Origin of the sequence: Wolbachia endosymbiont (group B) of Episyrphus balteatus, from assembly GCF_947250575.1 — a bacterium.
Classification (GTDB): domain Bacteria; phylum Pseudomonadota; class Alphaproteobacteria; order Rickettsiales; family Anaplasmataceae; genus Wolbachia.
Genome location: NZ_OX366325.1, coordinates 977,985 through 995,148, shown reverse-complemented (window position 1 = coordinate 995,148; position 17,164 = coordinate 977,985). Strand labels below are relative to the sequence as shown.

14 protein-coding genes are annotated in these 17,164 nt (G+C 35.5%); 11 read left to right on the top strand and 3 right to left on the bottom strand.

What is annotated here, in order from left to right; genetic code table 11:
* Positions 1–4 precede the first annotated feature (4 nt).
* Positions 5–697: a ribonuclease III gene (gene rnc / locus OOL05_RS04700; RefSeq protein ID WP_029237654.1), complete on the top strand. Its 693-nt coding sequence runs from the start codon at positions 5–7 to the stop codon at positions 695–697.
* Between the two features lie 52 nt (positions 698–749).
* Here the strand turns inward: rnc and OOL05_RS04695 are convergent, their stop codons facing one another.
* From OOL05_RS04695 to OOL05_RS04685, 3 genes are read right to left on the bottom strand one after another with little or no spacing between them, the layout of a single operon-like run.
* Positions 750–1,349, bottom strand: a complete 600-nt coding sequence (locus tag OOL05_RS04695) for an SCO family protein (protein ID WP_010404358.1) — start codon at positions 1,347–1,349, stop codon at positions 750–752.
* A gap of 35 nt (positions 1,350–1,384) precedes the next feature.
* Positions 1,385–2,089, bottom strand: a complete 705-nt coding sequence (dnaQ, locus tag OOL05_RS04690; protein ID WP_010404360.1) for a DNA polymerase III subunit epsilon — start codon at positions 2,087–2,089, stop codon at positions 1,385–1,387.
* Positions 2,090–2,103: 14 nt separating this feature from the next.
* Complete coding sequence (locus OOL05_RS04685; protein ID WP_264730016.1) at positions 2,104–2,763, bottom strand: Tim44/TimA family putative adaptor protein; 660 nt, start codon at positions 2,761–2,763, stop codon at positions 2,104–2,106.
* Between the two features lie 164 nt (positions 2,764–2,927).
* On the opposite strand from OOL05_RS04685, the gene secB reads away from it, so the two are divergent.
* The 10 genes from secB (at position 2,928) to hemB (ending at position 16,679) form a co-directional block, all read left to right on the top strand.
* A complete protein-coding gene (secB, locus tag OOL05_RS04680; protein ID WP_064085710.1) occupies positions 2,928–3,431 on the top strand; it encodes a protein-export chaperone SecB in 504 nt (167 codons plus the stop codon).
* Between the two features lie 6 nt (positions 3,432–3,437).
* Positions 3,438–6,059: an aconitate hydratase AcnA gene (gene acnA / locus OOL05_RS04675; protein ID WP_264375955.1), complete on the top strand. Its 2,622-nt coding sequence runs from the start codon at positions 3,438–3,440 to the stop codon at positions 6,057–6,059.
* Between the two features lie 121 nt (positions 6,060–6,180).
* On the top strand, positions 6,181–9,321 hold the full coding sequence (putA, locus tag OOL05_RS04670) for a bifunctional proline dehydrogenase/L-glutamate gamma-semialdehyde dehydrogenase PutA (protein ID WP_264375954.1): 3,141 nt from the start codon (positions 6,181–6,183) through the stop codon (positions 9,319–9,321).
* Positions 9,322–9,487: 166 nt separating this feature from the next.
* Positions 9,488–10,129: a protocatechuate 3,4-dioxygenase gene (locus OOL05_RS04665; protein WP_064085711.1), complete on the top strand. Its 642-nt coding sequence runs from the start codon at positions 9,488–9,490 to the stop codon at positions 10,127–10,129.
* A gap of 135 nt (positions 10,130–10,264) precedes the next feature.
* Entirely contained in the window at positions 10,265–11,722 is a 1,458-nt protein-coding gene (locus OOL05_RS04660; RefSeq protein ID WP_264730013.1) for a leucyl aminopeptidase, read from the top strand.
* Between the two features lie 257 nt (positions 11,723–11,979).
* Positions 11,980–12,192, top strand: coding sequence for a hypothetical protein (locus OOL05_RS04655; protein WP_006279675.1), 213 nt, complete (start codon positions 11,980–11,982; stop codon positions 12,190–12,192).
* Positions 12,193–12,197: 5 nt separating this feature from the next.
* Positions 12,198–14,246, top strand: a complete 2,049-nt coding sequence (gene nuoG / locus OOL05_RS04650; RefSeq protein WP_264730011.1) for an NADH-quinone oxidoreductase subunit NuoG — start codon at positions 12,198–12,200, stop codon at positions 14,244–14,246.
* A complete protein-coding gene (locus tag OOL05_RS04645; protein ID WP_010404400.1) occupies positions 14,230–14,679 on the top strand; it encodes a hypothetical protein in 450 nt (149 codons plus the stop codon). Before nuoG ends, OOL05_RS04645 begins: the two co-directional genes overlap by 17 nt.
* Positions 14,663–15,688, top strand: a complete 1,026-nt coding sequence (gene nuoH, locus OOL05_RS04640) for an NADH-quinone oxidoreductase subunit NuoH (protein ID WP_264730009.1) — start codon at positions 14,663–14,665, stop codon at positions 15,686–15,688. The genes OOL05_RS04645 and nuoH overlap by 17 nt, the downstream gene beginning before the upstream one ends.
* Positions 15,681–16,679 carry a porphobilinogen synthase gene (gene hemB, locus OOL05_RS04635; RefSeq protein WP_264730007.1) on the top strand — a complete coding sequence of 333 codons (999 nt, stop codon included), beginning with the start codon at positions 15,681–15,683 and terminating at the stop codon, positions 16,677–16,679. Before nuoH ends, hemB begins: the two co-directional genes overlap by 8 nt.
* The last annotated feature ends 485 nt before the right edge of the window (positions 16,680–17,164 follow it).

Genomic DNA, 17,164 nt, shown 5'->3' with positions numbered 1-17,164 from the left:
GAACATGAAAGTTTTGAACGATATAATATCTAAAGTTATTAATTATAAATTTACAGATCATGCAATATTAGAAGAGGCATTAACCCATCCAAGCGTAAATAAAAGGAATAGCGAAGACCAGATCGTAAGCTACGAAAGGCTAGAGTTTTTGGGCGATAGTATTTTGAACATGGTTGTATCTGCTATGCTGTTTAAAATGTTTCCTGAAGAAAAAGAAGGAGCATTGGCAAAAAGAAAAACGGATCTAGTTTGTGGCAGTACCATTGCTAATGTTGCTAAAGAAATAGAGTTAGGTAACTTTATCATCATGAATAATAGTGAACGTTGCAACGGAGGGAAATGTAACTTAAAAAATTTAGAAAATTCGCTTGAGGCACTAATAGGTGCAATTTATATTGACGGTGGACTTGAGAGTGTTGAAAAATTTATTATCCGACATTGGGAAAAGCTAGCTAAAGACATCCTCGATCCTCCTCAAGATCCTAAAACTTCACTGCAAGAGTGGACTCAGAAAAACAAATTACCTTTACCAGAGTATGAACTTGTAAAACAAACTGGACCAGCACACAATCCTGAGTTTACTATATCAATTTTCATAGAGAATTATGGCAAAGTTTCTGCATGCGCTTCTAGTAAGAAAATTGCTGAACAAAAAGCTGCTGAGTTGATCCTAGAAAAAATTAAAAAAACGACTTAGTTTAATCAAAATAGCTGTTAGCATAAATTTAAAGTAAGCTAAGCTCTTTAGTTCAGCTTACATATTTTTTTATCTCAGCCAGAATCTTATCAGATTGACTTTCATCTGAATTTAAATCAGCTACAAAGTGTGTGACATATTTTCCTTCAGGGCTAATAAGGTATATCATTGAAGAATGGTTAATTTCCTCTTCTCCATCTACTTTACTTGCATATACTTTATACTTTGCAACCACTTCATCTATTTTTTGTCTTTCACCAGTTAGCATTTGTATTCTATGGTCAAATTGCTGCTGAAATTCTTTAAGCCTTTCTGTGTTATCGCGCTCAGGATCAACTGTGATAAAAAATGTTTGTAGCTTATTGTCAGTTTTCTTATCTAACTTTGCAAGTGTTTCTGAAATTATGCCGAGATTCATAGGGCAAATTCTTTTGCATGAGGAAAATCCGAAAAAAATCATCATATACTTATTTTTAAAATCACTACTGCGTACTGTTTGTCCGTCTTGATTGATCAAAGAAAAATCTCCACCTACCTTAATTTCTGTATTTTGTGAAACAAATATGCCTTGCTTGGTAAAATAACAATAACCTAAGAAGATAGCTGCTACTGTTATTAGCAAACTAGACAATAACCTTATAAACTTTATCATTAAAGCGTTTCCAATAAAGTTAAATCATATATTGATTAGTTGATTGATTCAATATATTCCTTCCAAAGTGGGTTGTTAATTTTATCTAACAATTTCTTATGCTCATCAATTTCTTTAATACTTGGTGAATGTTCTCTGCGAGCTAAATTACGCACTTTATGCTGAATAAACGTAGAGTTATTGTCCTGAGCACATTCATTATTAAATAAAAAGGTTTGCAATCCTCCTGTAAGCTCAACATAGACCTTTGCAAGCAATTGAGCATCAACTAATGCTCCGTGTAACTCTCTACCTTCTAGCGATATATCAAAACGCTTGCATAATGCATTTAAAGAAGCAGGTGATCCTACAAACTTTTTTCTTGCAAGTGGTAATGTATCTAGCACTCTATCTGAGGAAATTAACCCGGCATTCAACTTGTTTAACTCCATATTAAGGAACTTAATATCAAACTCAGCATTATGAATTACCAAGATGTCATTAGATATGAAGTCAAGAAATTCAAGTGCAACATCTGAAAATAGTGGCTTATCTTCCAAAAACTCCTCACTAATACCATGAATCTTAAATGAGTGGTAAGGTATATCTCTCTCTGGATTAAGATATCGATGAAATGTTTTACCTGTTGGAATACGGTTAATTAGTTCTACACATCCTATCTCAATAATTCGATGGCCAGACTCAGTGTCAAGACCTGTAGTTTCAGTATCAAGTACTATTTCTCGTAGCCTACTTTCCATCGGTGTAACTAATCTTACTTGTCATTTGCTGTTAAATTTTTATCGGTACTTGCCTTCTTGTAGTTAATGGAAACAAGCAACCAGGTTGGATCTGATGAATTAATATTTTTTTTGAATTGCCATACATCCTCAACTTTGTTAATAGTAGACATACTACCTGATATGATATCTCCTTCATTATTCTTAACGAAGTTAATTTGCTCTGAAAGGAAATATACTGCAATAAATATTACGTTTTTTACTAGCTTTATTTCTAAGATCTTTTGTGAAACGATAGAAACAATTATAGACTCGTGTATCTCTTTACGATGCTTAATCTTATCCACAAAGCTGTTATACAAATCTTTGTCCAGAAGGGATTTTAATTGAGGTAAATTCCCTTGGTTAAAATATTTAATTATTAATTCAAAAGCTATGCTTGAACCTTCTATAAAATTGGAAATAGAGAAATCTCTGTTTTTTTGTAATATTTGTTTATAAATAGCTTCTATTGAACTTTTGTCGTTGCTATAAATATAATCTTCGATATTTTCTACCACATCCTCTTTACTTTGACTTGCATCCAATACAACTGTTAGCTTTTTTAGGTTGAGACTGGCTGATCTTCCTAAAGAATTGTATAAGCGTGAAAAAATAAACGCCGCTAGTAAAGCATATATTACAAGCTCTATCATGGTAACTTAACCCCTTGGTATATAAAGTATCTAAATATTATTAATTATTGATAAAAATATGTTTTGCATATTAGCCTATAGTTAGGTTTGCTATTCGTTTATAAATGAATATATTATATAAGAAAGTATTAAATATCTCAACTTAATTAAAGGAGAAGTAAGAAATGTTACAACACAAAATGAAAATTCATGGTCAGTATGTCAAAGATCTTTCGTTTGAGAATCCAAATTCGCCATTCCTTCCTTCTAGTAAAGCTCCCGATATTAATGTGACGGTTAATATTAATTCAGCAAAATTAGAAGGAACGGAAAGCAAAGAAGGAATAAATGAAGAAAAACCTTTTCATGAAATTACTTTGCATATAGAAGTCAAAGCGACGGTAAAAGATGAAGATATAAAAAATGGTATAGCTTTCATTTGTGAGATAAAGTATTGTGGTATTTTTTCAATAGAAAATTTGAAAGAGTTGAGTGAAGAGGAAGTAAGACAAGCTTTGTTTATTGGCGGGCCTACTTTTCTTTTTCCTTTTGCAAGAGAAGTAATTGCAAGAACTACAAGTAGTGGTGGGTTTCCTCCACTTATGCTAGATCCTATAGATTTTGAAACTATGTATCAGCAGCAAAGTCAACAACAAAAAAGTAGCGCTAGTAATTCCAATTTTAACTAATACAGGATGAACAATTCTTTAAATGCAAAGACGACTTTAAATATTGATGGAAGGTTATATAACTACTTTAACCTAAGTAACGCTGGTAAATTCTTAGGAGTAAATTTAACCAAATTGCCTTGTTCACTCAAGGTATTGCTTGAAAATTTATTGCGCAACGAAGATGGAGTAAGCGTTAAATTAGATGACATAAAGATATTAGCAAATTGCGTCAAGAAACACATTAATCACGAAATTAGCTACAAGCCAGCAAGGGTTTTGATGCAGGATTTCACAGGAGTTCCTGCTGTCGTTGACTTAGCTTCAATGCGTAATTATGTGAAGAAAAACGGAGGTAACCCAAGCAAAATAAATCCATCTGTAACTGTTGATCTTGTGATCGATCACTCTGTTCAAGTAGATAGTTATGGAAGCACTTCCGCATTCAGTAAAAATGTTGAGCTAGAAGTAAAAAGAAATTTGGAGAGATATCAATTTTTAAAGTGGGGAGAGTCGTCCTTCACAAATTTTAGAGTAGTACCACCAGGTACTGGAATTTGCCATCAAGTAAACCTTGAGTATTTAGCGCAAGTTGTGTGTAATAATGATGGGGTCATATATCCTGACACTTTAGTTGGTACTGACAGTCACACTACAATGATTAACGGGTTATCAGTCCTTGGTTGGGGTGTTGGAGGCATAGAAGCTGAGTCTGTGATGCTTGGTCAACCAATTAGTATGGTGATTCCAGAAGTAGTTGGATTTAAATTAATTGGCAGACTACCGGAAGGAGTAACTGCGACTGATTTAGTGCTGACGGTTACCAGTATCCTAAGAACAAAAGGTGTTGTTGGTAAATTTGTAGAATTTTATGGTGATGGTTTAGATTATTTATCTCTAGCAGACAGGGCCACTATAGCTAACATGGCCCCAGAATATGGTGCAACTTGTGGGTTTTTTCCAATTGATCAGAAAACACTCGATTATTTACATTTAACAGGGCGACCAGAAGAGCTGATCAAATTAGTTGAAGTCTATTCAAAAGAGCAGGGATTGTGGCGTAGCAGTAATGAGTTAGCATTTTTTGACACACTAGAGCTTGATTTATCAAGCGTAAAGCCAGTGATGGCTGGTCCTAAAAGACCACAGGATAAGATTTTCCTTTCAGAAGTAGCGGAATCTTTTTCTACATCTTTTCCTATTAATGAGACAAACAGACCTTCGTTGGAACCTATCTATGGCGATCAGCTCCAGAGTGGCAGCGTAGTGATTGCAGCAATAACAAGCTGCACTAACACCTCAAATCCAAGTGTGATGATTGCTGCAGGTCTTGTAGCTCGTAATGCAATTAAACTTGGATTAAAATCAAAGCCTTGGGTTAAAACTTCTCTTGCTCCAGGGTCACAAGTTGTGACAGAATATTTAGAAAAGTCTGGATTGCAGGTAGATCTAAATGCTTTGGGTTTTAATCTAGTTGGATATGGCTGCACAACTTGCATTGGAAATTCTGGTCCACTTAATAAGGATATAGAGGATGATATAAAAAACAAAAACTTAACTGTTGCTGCAGTTTTGTCTGGCAATCGTAACTTTGAAGGAAGAATTCATCCGTTAGTCAAAGCTAATTACTTGGCATCTCCGCCACTTATTGTTGCATATGCACTTGCAGGCACTGTGCAAATTGATTTGACAAAAGATTCAATATGCAAAGATAAGAATGGAAATGATGTCTATCTCAAAGATATATGGCCAACAAATAATGAAGTTGAGAGCTGTGTTAAAAGTGTTGTGACGCGTGAAATGTTCATACAAAAGTATAAGGATGTTTTTTCTGGTGATGAGCATTGGCAAAAGATAAAGTGTGAGAAAGGTGAAATCTATGATTGGGACGCGAAAAGCACTTATATACAAAACCCTCCCTATTTTGATAATTTATCGACTAAGAACAATGGAAGCAACATAGTTGATATAAAGAATGCGCAAATACTAGCGATGTTTGGCGATAGCGTCACTACCGACCACATTTCCCCTGCTGGAAATATTGCCTCAAATAGTCCTGCAGGCATATATTTAAAAGGTCTTGGAGTTGAACCGCAAGATTTCAATTCATATGGATCTCGCCGCGGTAACCACAACGTAATGATGCGTGGAACCTTTGCTAATATCAGAATAAGAAATAAAATGGTGAGCGCTGAGGGTGGCTATACAAAACATATTCCTTCTCAAGAAACTATGTCAATTTTTGATGCAGCAATGCAATATAAAAGAGAAGCTGTTCCATTAGTTGTCATTGCAGGAAAAGAATATGGTACAGGTTCAAGTAGGGATTGGGCAGCAAAGGGTACTGCATTACTGGGAATTAAAGCTGTGATTGCAGAAAGTTTTGAACGCATACATAGGTCCAACTTGGTCGGCATGGGTGTTCTTCCACTTATATTCCAAAATGGAATAACCAGAAAGATATTTGATGGTAGTGAGATAATAAGCATAAAAGGTGAAATAGTATCAAATGGAAATCTAGAATGTATCATTAAAAGACAGGATAATTCAAAGCAATCAATACAACTCAAATGCTGTGTACAAACCGCAACTGAGATTAAATACTTAATGAGTGGTGGAGTGTTAAGCTACATACTTCTTTCGACTTAGTAAAAGTAAGTACTAGACTTCTTTTAGCTCCAGCCCTGGTCCTTTTAAATAATGATTTGTTCTATGCGAAGTTATGATATAATTTTACCTTACATATAGTAAAGGTGTTTTATAGATAATTATGATTAGCTCTATACAAGAACCTAATGAACTCAGAAAACGTTTACAAGGATTTTATCGTACTGATGAAAAAAGCTGTGTACGTTATCTTGTAGAAAAAGTAGAACTTTCGGTTGATTCGAAAAACAGAATTTACAATATTGCAAAACAAGTTATTGAAAAAATCAAACACAATAAATTAAGTATTGTAGATTCCTTTATGCAGCAATATTCGCTTTCCAATGATGAAGGAATAGCATTGATGTGCCTTGCTGAATCGCTACTTAGAATACCAGATGATTACACAATAGACGAATTGATCAAAGATAAAATTACCAACCAAGAATGGAATAAACACTTGGGGCGTTCCTCTTCATTGTTTGTTAATGCTTCCACATGGAGCTTGATGATAGGTAGCAGTATATTGAGAGATAATGAAGGCGATTCGAAGTTCTATTACGCAATTTCTAAGTTACTTAAGAATTTAGGAGAACCGATCATTCGCAAAGCAGTAAAACAAGCAATGTCTATGCTTGCTAATCATTTTGTTGTTGGAGAAACCATAGAAGAAGCTTTAAGATATGCAAAACTAGATGACAATAGTAAGTTTTTATACTCTTTTGATATGCTTGGCGAAGCTGCTCACACAGCTGAAGATGCAGAAGAGTGTTTTGATTCATACATGCACTCAATAAAAGCTATAGGTGCAACTACTGAAGTGAATGATTGTTTTAAATCCCATGGAATTTCAATAAAACTTTCTGCTTTGCACCCACGTTATGAATTTGGTCAATTTGACCGAATTGCTGGTGAGATATTTACTAGGGTTTTAGAGCTCTGTCGTGAAGCAAAAAAATACAACATTTCACTATGCATAGATGCAGAAGAATCAGAAAGACTTGAGATGTCATTAGTTTTATTCGAGCAACTGCGTCTTGATGAGTCACTTTCTCAGTGGGGAGGGCTTGGCTTGGCTGTACAAGCATATCAAAAACGTGCTTTATCTGTGCTTGATTTTGTTGAGGATGTTGCTATCCGATCAAAGCATAAAATTATGGTGAGGCTTGTGAAAGGTGCATATTGGGACTCAGAAATCAAGTGTGCACAAGAGCTAGGGTTAAGTGGTTATTCAATATTTACAAGAAAAAGCTATACTGATGTATGCTACCTTGCGTGTGCACAGAAGCTTTTAAGCAAAGTAAATCACTTTTACCCATGCTTTGGAACTCATAATGCCTATACTTTTGCTACTATAATAGAGCTTGCTGACAAAGATCATCCTGGATTTGAGTTTCAGCGTTTACACGGAATGGGTGAGGATTTATATGATTATGCAATGTCAGAACTTGCAACAAGCATCAGCTGTCGTATATATGCACCAGTTGGTAAACGTAGTGATTTATTACCATATCTTGTTAAGCGTCTTCTTGAAAATGGAGCTAATAGTTCGTTCGTCAATCAAATAAATGATCCTAACGTTAAAATTGAAGAATTAGTCTCGGATCCATTAGAAAAAGCTAAAAGTTTAGAATATGAACCTCATCAAAACATTCCATTGCCACAAGATATTTTTGGAGAGGAAAGAAAAAACTCCTTGGGGATGGATATTAGTGATTCAATTACAGTTTCGCAATTTGCAAATGATATAAAAAAATTTAGTGAAAAGAAATGGCAAGTTGGGCCAATAATTGATGGAAAGGCACTACTTGATAGTGCTGAATTTATCGAAGTAGTGAATCCTGCACATTTGGAAAATGTAATTGGAGAAGTGTCAAGTACAACAAGCGCTCAGGCTTTAAATGCTCTTGAAATAGCACATAGTGCTTTTACTAAGTGGCAGAATATTTCAGCAGAAGAGCGCGCTAAATGCCTTGAAAAAGCTGCAGATTTGCTTGAGGAAAGGATGAAAGAGTTGGTTTACATTCTCATCTTGGAAGCAGGAAAAATTTTATCCGATGCAATAGCAGAAGTAAGAGAGGCAATCGACTTTTTGCGCTATTATGCAATGATAGCAAAAAACGAACTGAATGACTGGAAAAAATTGCCAGGTCCAACAGGTGAAGATAACTTCATCTTTTTTGAGGGCAGAGGAGTTTTCTTATGCATATCACCGTGGAATTTTCCACTTGCTATCTTCATTGGGCAGGTTTCAGCTGCACTTGTAGCAGGTAATGCAGTGCTGGCAAAACCGGCAGAGCAAACGCCGATTATTGCCTATGAAGCCGTTAAGATACTACACGAAGCTGGAATACCAAAAAATGTATTACATCTTGTTCCAGGAGATGGTCGATATTTAGGTAAAATATTAGTGCCAGATAATAGAATTTCCGGTGTAGCTTTTACCGGCTCAACACAGACCGCTCAAATAATTAATAGAATGCTTGCCAGCAGAGATGGTCCTATTGTGCCACTTATCGCTGAAACTGGTGGATTAAATGCTATGATTGTTGATAGTTCTGCTCTTTTAGAGCAGGTAACTAAGGATGTTTTAATTTCTGCATTTCGCAGTGGCGGTCAACGTTGTTCTGCTCTCAGAGTGCTATTTATTCAAGAAGATATAGCAGAAAAACAGATAAAAATGATATGCAATGCAGCTCAAGAACTAAAGATAGGTGACCCAATACAACTGAGCACAGATATTGGTCCAATAATTGACAAAGCATCTATTGATATGCTCACTAAACATACGGAAAAAATATCAAGGGATGAAGATTCAAACCTTTTGTCCAAGGTACCCATGGATACAAATTCTTATAATGGTTATTTCTTTCCTCCGTACATTTATGAGATACAAAAAATTTCGCAATTAAAGCAAGAAGTGTTTGGGCCTATTTTACATATCATACGTTTTAATAAGTCGCAGTTAAATGAAGTTATAAGTGATATAAACAATACAGGATATGGACTTACGTTTTCTTTGCAAAGCCGTGTACAAAGTAAGATCGATTTAATAAGCAAGAAAATATCAGTTGGAAATGTATACATCAATCGCAATCAAATAGGTGCAGCAGTTGGAATGCAACCATTTGGCGGTAGAGGACTGTCAGGTACCGGACCAAAAGCTGGTGGTCCTAATTATCTGCAACGTTTTTCTATAGAAAAGGTTGTAAGTGTCAACACTACAGCATGTGGCGGTAACATTACACTTGCGTGTTTGGATTGATTTGCAATTTCTAAATTGGAAGTCCGTGCAGTTGTGTATGCAGTACTAAAACCTAAAACTCATACACTGAAAGGATAGTTGTGATTCTAAGGAGGATTCAAAGAAAGTCTTGTCTTTAATAAAAGAAAAAGGTTGCTATAATTCTGATAAAAGCACTATAAACAAAATGAATGTAAAAAATATCTTATTAGCGTTTTTAGTACAATTTATATTCGATTTGTCATTATTTGCGGCTGATCCTATTTTGCTTAATTGTATTGAAACTCCAGGGATTTATGATCTTGAAACAAGGCCAAAAAGCTTTAACTCTTCAAATAATTTAAGAAGAAAACCTGGCTCTCCAAATAATGCAGCAGGAGAATTAATAAATGTAGTGGGTAGAGTTACTGATGTAAATTGCTTACCGATACAAAATGCTGTGGTTTCTATATGGCACGCAGACTCACTTGGCATGAGCTATTATGATGAAAATGTGGAGCTTGATCCAAATTTTGCTGGATCAGGAAGATTTGTAGTAAATAACCTTGGCTATTATAATTTTATTACAATAGTACCAGGTAAAATTGGTGATAGGGCTCCACACATCAACTTTTTGGTCCAACATCCAGATTTTCCAGAATTCACAACACAAATGTTTTTTGCTGATCATAATTGCGATAACTGTGATGATCTTCTTCTTGGTAATCTTATTGAGAGTGGACTTGCAAGCCTTCTGATAGCACCATTTACTTATAACAATCAGGCCATGAAGACCTACACATTTAATATAACCCTAGGTGGGCATAACAAATTTTCTGATAAAAGATAAAGCCCTTGCATATCAGGGGAGTTCATAGTAGTCTTAAGCGCTATTGTACTTAAAATGTATATGAAAAATATCTTACTAATGTTTTTACTATGTTTTATGTGCAGCTTACAATTATTTGCAACGGAGATGTCAACGATGAAGATAACAATTTCTAAAGCTTTACCCGATTTTGAGACGCTAGTGGTAGGTTTGTTTGAGGGTGATAAGCTCATAACTAATGTTCTACAAGATAAGCAAGCTATAGATAACATCAAGAAATTTAGTGGTTTTAATGGAGGTTTTGGTGAATTTTTCTCCGTTACTTCATCAGAGGGAAAAAATATTATAGTTGCTGGTCTTGGAATGAGAGATGAATGGGATGAAAGCAAAGGATTAAATATTGGTGGTAAAATATATTGTGAGCTAAGCAGATTAAGAATCAAGCGAGCAGCTATTTCAATCGAGGGCAGTACAGCAAATGTTGCATATGGAGCATTTCTGCGCAGTTTCAAGTTTAATAAGTATAAAACTAAAAAGGATGAAAAAATTACAGAAGTAGAGGAAATTACATTATTAGTAAAAGATGAACAGTTAAGTAGCATTGAAAAATCATTTGAGCGTTTAAAACACGAAGGTGAAGGTATCTTTCTTGCACGTGCTTTTACTACTGAGCCACCTAATATTTTATATCCAGAGTCTTACGCTAATCGTATAAAAGCTGAACTTACTAAACTTGGTCTTGAGGTTGAAGTGCTTGATAAAAAGCAAATGGAAGAGAAAAAAATGGGAGCCCTGCTTGGAGTAGCACAAGGAAGTAGTAAAGAGCCAAAGTTAGTGGTGATAAAATGGAATGGGGCTTCTCAAGAACAAAAACCAATAGCTTTTATAGGCAAGGGTATAACGTTTGACACTGGTGGAGTGTCACTTAAACCCTCACGCGGTATGGAGTCAATGAAATATGACATGGCAGGTTCTGCTACTGTAGTTGGAGTGATGCATACTCTAGCTGGGCGAAAAGCAAAAGTAAATGCAATTGGTGTGGTTGCACTTGCAGAAAATGCAGTGGATGGTAATGCTCAAAGACCGAGCGATGTAGTCACTTCAATGTCTGGACAAACAATAGAAATATTAAATACCGATGCAGAGGGAAGACTAATACTTGCGGATGCTTTATGGTATACACAAGATAGATTTGCACCGAAATTTATGATCGACCTTGCAACTTTAACTGGTGCTATAGTGGTTGCACTGGGAAGTAATGAATATGCTGGTCTTTTTTCAAATAACGATGAATTAGCGAATCATCTGATTGATGCAGGAAATGAAGTAAATGAGAAATTATGGCGCTTTCCTATGAATGAAACTTATAACAAAATTATTGATTCGCCGATTGCTGATGTGCAAAATATAGCTCCTGCAGGTTCTGGTGGAGATAGTATAATGGCTGCACAGTTTCTACAGCGTTTTGTAAACGACACTTGTTGGGCACATTTAGACATTGCAGGCACTGCTTGGCACGAAAAAGGCACTGATATTTCTCCAAGAGGGGCAGTAGGTTTCGGTGTAAGGTTGCTAAATAAGTTGGTTGAGAAGTACTATGAGATTAATAATTAAGGATCTTTGTATTGAGTTTATAGCTTAATTTACGGCTACATGAATGTCTATTTATAAGACGTAGAAAATGATATCATCAAAGTAACTTACATTTTCTTTTTTGGGGATTCTAAAGTTACACACTTGAGCAGCATCAAGAGAAAGTATTTTGTTCAAATGATGATTGTAATGATGGACTATTAAAACTTTAAAGCTATTTGGTATTGACGGTATATACTTAAGTGTTAGAATAAAATAGGAAGTTTTTAGGAGTTTATATGGCAGCAGGCGGAAAAGCGAAAACAGCTAGTAAAAATAACCCTACTCAGCGTAAGAAAGCAGAACAAAAAATGTATAAGGATAAACCGGTAAAGCCGGTTAGATATATAGACCGTGATTCACGTATGAACTATATGTCTGCTCAATACGATAACGGCAATCTAGTTGAAGATGAGGTAAGCGGCAATCCTATAAAGTGGGAAGCTGTATAGTAGTTGTGGTTAAAGTTACTATTAATTCTAAGGAATGTGAAGTAGAGCATGGGCTCACTATAATTCAAGCTTGTGAAGTTGTGGGCGTTGAAGTTCCGCGGTTTTGTTATCATGAGCGTTTAGCAATTGCTGGTAACTGCAGAATGTGTTTGGTTGAAGTTGAGGGTGGCCCTCCAAAACCAGTAGCTTCTTGTGCAATGCCAGTTGCAGAGGGTATGGTTATTCACACGGATACTCCCAAGGTAAAAAAGGCGCGTGAAGGTGTGCTTGAGTTTTTGCTAATAAACCACCCGCTTGATTGCCCAATTTGCGATCAAGGTGGTGAATGCGATTTGCAAGATATCACGATGGCTTATGGTAAAGGAATCAGCAGACTTGATGAATATAAGAGGGCTGTGCCAAAAAAACATTTTGGTCCGCTGATTGAAACTGCAATGAACAGGTGTATTCATTGCACTCGGTGTGTTAGATTTTTGTCTGATGTTGCAGGTACAAATGAACTTGGAGGAATTGGAAGGGGAGAAAATATAGAGATTAGTACTTACATAAAAAGGCATATTAGCTCTGAATTATCTGGGAATATTATAGATCTTTGCCCGGTGGGAGCTTTAACTTCAAAGCCCTATTCTTTTACAGCACGTCCATGGGAGCTATCACATTGTGAAACTATAGATGTGCTAGATGCTGTGGGAAGTAATATTAGAGTTGATTGTCGTGGTCCTGAAGTTATGCGAATATTGCCAAGACTCAATGAAGAAGTGAACGAAGAATGGATATCAGACAAAACTCGTTTTGCTTACGATGGACTCAAAGTACAACGCCTCGATCGACCTTATATAAAAAAAGAGGGCAAATTAATTCCAGTTGATTGGAATGAAGCATTGGCTTTTGCTGCAAAGAAACTAAAGAGTACGAAATCAAACAAAATAGCTGCAATTGCAGGTGATTTAGCAGATTGTGAGTCTATGCTTCTACTCAAAGAAGTGATGCAGAAGCTTGGTTCGGGGAATATAGACTGCAGGCAAGATGGTGCAAATCTTATATCAAGTAATCGTGGATCTTATGTGTTCAATACCACTATTCAGGGTATAGAAAGTGCAGATTTATGCTTGCTAATCAATACGAATCCAAGGATAGAAGCACCAATAATTAACGCAAGATTGAGAAAGAGATATTTACAAGGTAATTTCACTATTGCAAATATTGGTCCTAATCTTGAATATCTATATAATGTTGAAAGATTAGGTGATGGTCCAAACGTTCTAAAAGAAATAGAAGAGGGAAATCACAAATTCTGCGAGTTACTGAGTGCGGCTCAGAACCCTATGCTAATTATCGGTCAAGATGCATTAATAAGAGATGATTCTGAATCAGTTTTAGCTCTAGCTGGCAAAATTGCAGAAAAATTTAACATGATCAGAGATGACTGGAATGGCTTTAACGTACTGCATAAGGCTGCAGCAAGGGTTGGTGGACTCGATATTGGATTTGTTCCTAGCAAAGGTGGAAAAGACATTAATCAGATGCTAAAACAGGCAGAAAGTGGCGAGGTGGAAGTTGTTTATCTTCTTGGTGCAGATGAAATTGATACATCAAAATTAGAAAATACATTTGTAATTTATCAAGGCCACCATGGTGATAGGGGAGCGCATATAGCAGATGTCATTCTACCTGGAGCTGCATACACAGAAAAATATGCAACTTATGTAAATACTGAAGGGCGAGTACAGAGAACAAATTTAGCTGTTTTTCCTCCTGGTGAAGCAAAGGAAGATTGGTTGATTATTAAAAATTTATCCCAATATTTGAGCCTTTCCTTGTTATATGATAGTTTATTTGATGTGAGAAAAAAATTAGATACTATCGGTCCACAGTTTAGAAGTGTTGATCAAGTGGTAAAAAATACATGGGTACCAATCAGCAATGGTAAAATAAATTTAAGTAATACGCCTTTTACTTTAAAGGAGTGTAATTTTTATATGACAGACTCAATAGGTCGTGCTTCAAAAATAATGGCAGATTGTACTAAGGATTTTTATGAACACTCTACTTAATATTTTATTTATTCTAACACCATTATTACTAATAACTCTGGTATATTTTCAACGAAAATTAAACTCTATATTTTTGTGTAAAGAACAAAATACATTAGAAAAACAGTTCGTTTATAAGCTAGTTGATTTTATCAATGATATTATTGCACTATTTACGGAAGGATATGTATGGATGGCAATAACATTTATTATAGTTACCGAGGGAAGAGGGAATTATTTGCCTCTCACAATGATCTTAATTATGATGTCACTAGTGTCATTCATATGCATATCATTTTACTATTCTATTAAGCTAAATGCTGTACAGAAAAGTGTTGTCCTATTGATTTCAATAGGGACATTGTCTTTTGTGTCTAGAGCATTTGCTGTATTTTTTATTGCCACAATTATGAACTATTTTTTTGATTTAGGGTTGCATGTACTTGATATTTGATATTCTTTTTCTTCTTATTCCACTTTTGCTTTCAGTAGCATATTTAGTGTACTTTGAGCGTAAAGTTATTGGTGCAATTCAACTAAGGCATGGTCCAAGTGTAGTAGGGCCATTTGGGCTACTACAGCCATTTGCAGATGCTATCAAATTGATAATTAAAGAGCCGATAATACCATTTAGAGCAAACACCATACTGTTTATTATGGCTCCAATGCTCACCTTTATTTTAGCATTAATTTCCTGGGCAGTTATACCATTTGGAGCTGAAATAATTACAGAAAATGGACAGCAGGTAATAATCCCTAAGGTAATATCAAATATTAATGTTGGAGTGCTTTATGTGCTAGCTATATCCTCTTTGGGAATATATGGCATTATTATTGCAGGCTGGTCTAGTAATTCTAATTATGCATTTCTTGGCGCTATAAGGTCAGCTGCTCAAATGATTTCATATGAAGTTTCAATAGGTCTAATAGTTGCTACAGTTGTTATTACAACTGGCACATTAAATCTTGGAGAGATGGTGGTAGCGAAACATAATATGCCATTTTGGATTGATTTATTACTAATGCCTATAGGAATAATATTTTTTATTTCTTTGCTTGCCGAAACTAATCGTCACCCATTTGACTTACCAGAAGCTGAAGCAGAGCTCGTCTCTGGGTATAACGTCGAGTATTCATCAATGCCTTTTGCTCTCTTTTTCTTGGGAGAATATGCAAATATGATTTTAGCAAGCGCTATGATGACAATATTCTTTCTAGGAGGGTGGTATCCTCCATTAGAGCTTAGTTTGCTGTATAAAATTTCTAGTTTAATCTGGTTTGTTTTGAAGATAGTTGTACTTTTGTTTATATTTGTTTGGATTAGAGCTACAATACCTCGTTATCGTTATGATCAATTAATGCGTCTTGGTTGGAAAGTATTTTTGCCAATATCGGTACTTTGGGTAATACTCATTTCAGGAGTGTTGCTTTTTACTGGGAATTTGCCTGGATCCAATGTTTAATTTCCCAAATACAAGGTTAAGGCGTAGGCGCTCAGGCAAGTGGATTCGCAATTTAACAAGTGAAAGCACTTTATCAGTAAATGATTTGATTTTTCCCTTATTTGTTCATGACGGAGAAGAAACAATTAAGCCAATTTCTGGCTTACCTGATATCAAATGTTATTCAATAGATGGATTAATTTCTATAATTCAGAAAGCTAAGGACTCGGGGATTAATGCTGTTGCAATTTTTCCTGTAGTTGATAGTAAACTAAAATCTGAAAACGCCGAGGAAGCGTACAATCCTGACAATTTAATCTGTAAAGCAATTTGTGCTGTAAAATCAAATGTACCGGATATTGGCATTATTGCAGACATTGCACTAGACCCATACACTACTCACGGTCATGATGGCATTTTAAAAAGCAGTAGGATAGATGTAGAAAATGACGAGACTGTGTCAGCATTATGTAAGCAAGCACTTGTTTTAGCAAAAGCAGGATGCGATATAGTTGCTCCTTCTGATATGATGGATGGCAGGATAGGAAAAATAAGAAAAACATTGGATGATAATAACTTTCAGAATGTGTCAATATTGTCCTATGCAGTAAAGTACTGTTCTAGCTTCTATGCGCCGTTCAGGCAAGTTGTCGGTTCGTGCGCATCATCAAATTTCATCGACAAAAGTGGTTATCAAATGGATTATAGAAATGCACGTGAAGCAATCTGCGAAATCGAAATGGATATAGATGAAGGTGCAGATTTTATTATGATAAAGCCGGGTATGCCATACTTAGATGTAATAAAAACAGCAAGTGAAAAGTTTAATTTTCCGATTTTTGCTTACCAAGTAAGCGGTGAATACGCAATGATAAAAGCTGCAGCAAATAATGGCTGGTTGGATTATAACAGAGTGATTTATGAGTCCTTAATTGGTTTTAAACGTGCAGGTGCAAGTGCAATATTTACCTATGCTGCACTTGATGTTGCAAAAAATTTGGTATCTACTTAGCAGTGTGGAACATCTAAGTAGGTAGCTGGCCGAAGTGACTTGACAAACCTTCCCACTTTCCTTATCATATCAATAAAAGTATTTATCCTTGTTTTTAATCTCTGCAGATTTAACAACAAAAATTCAGTAAAAAACTCAGGTATTTATTGGCAAATTACATAAAATTATAGCGGCTGCATGTCTTTTTTATTTTTTCTACGTTCAGCCAAATCGCGCTTAAAATAAGCGTTAGCACATTATTACAACGCCAATTTAAATTATAAAACTCGCTATAAGGGGGTTCTTTTGCCTTTTTTTATTTAGTAAATTTTTTAATATTTTGAATTAGCTATACATACTGACATCATATCACAGTGCGTGACACTGTGATCCAGAAAAACTAACCGCAAATTGAATCATAATAAAGACTAGATTCCAGCGTCATGAGCTGGAATGACATCAACTTTTGAATTCCAGTTATGCAAGAGATCTAATGACGCAAAGGG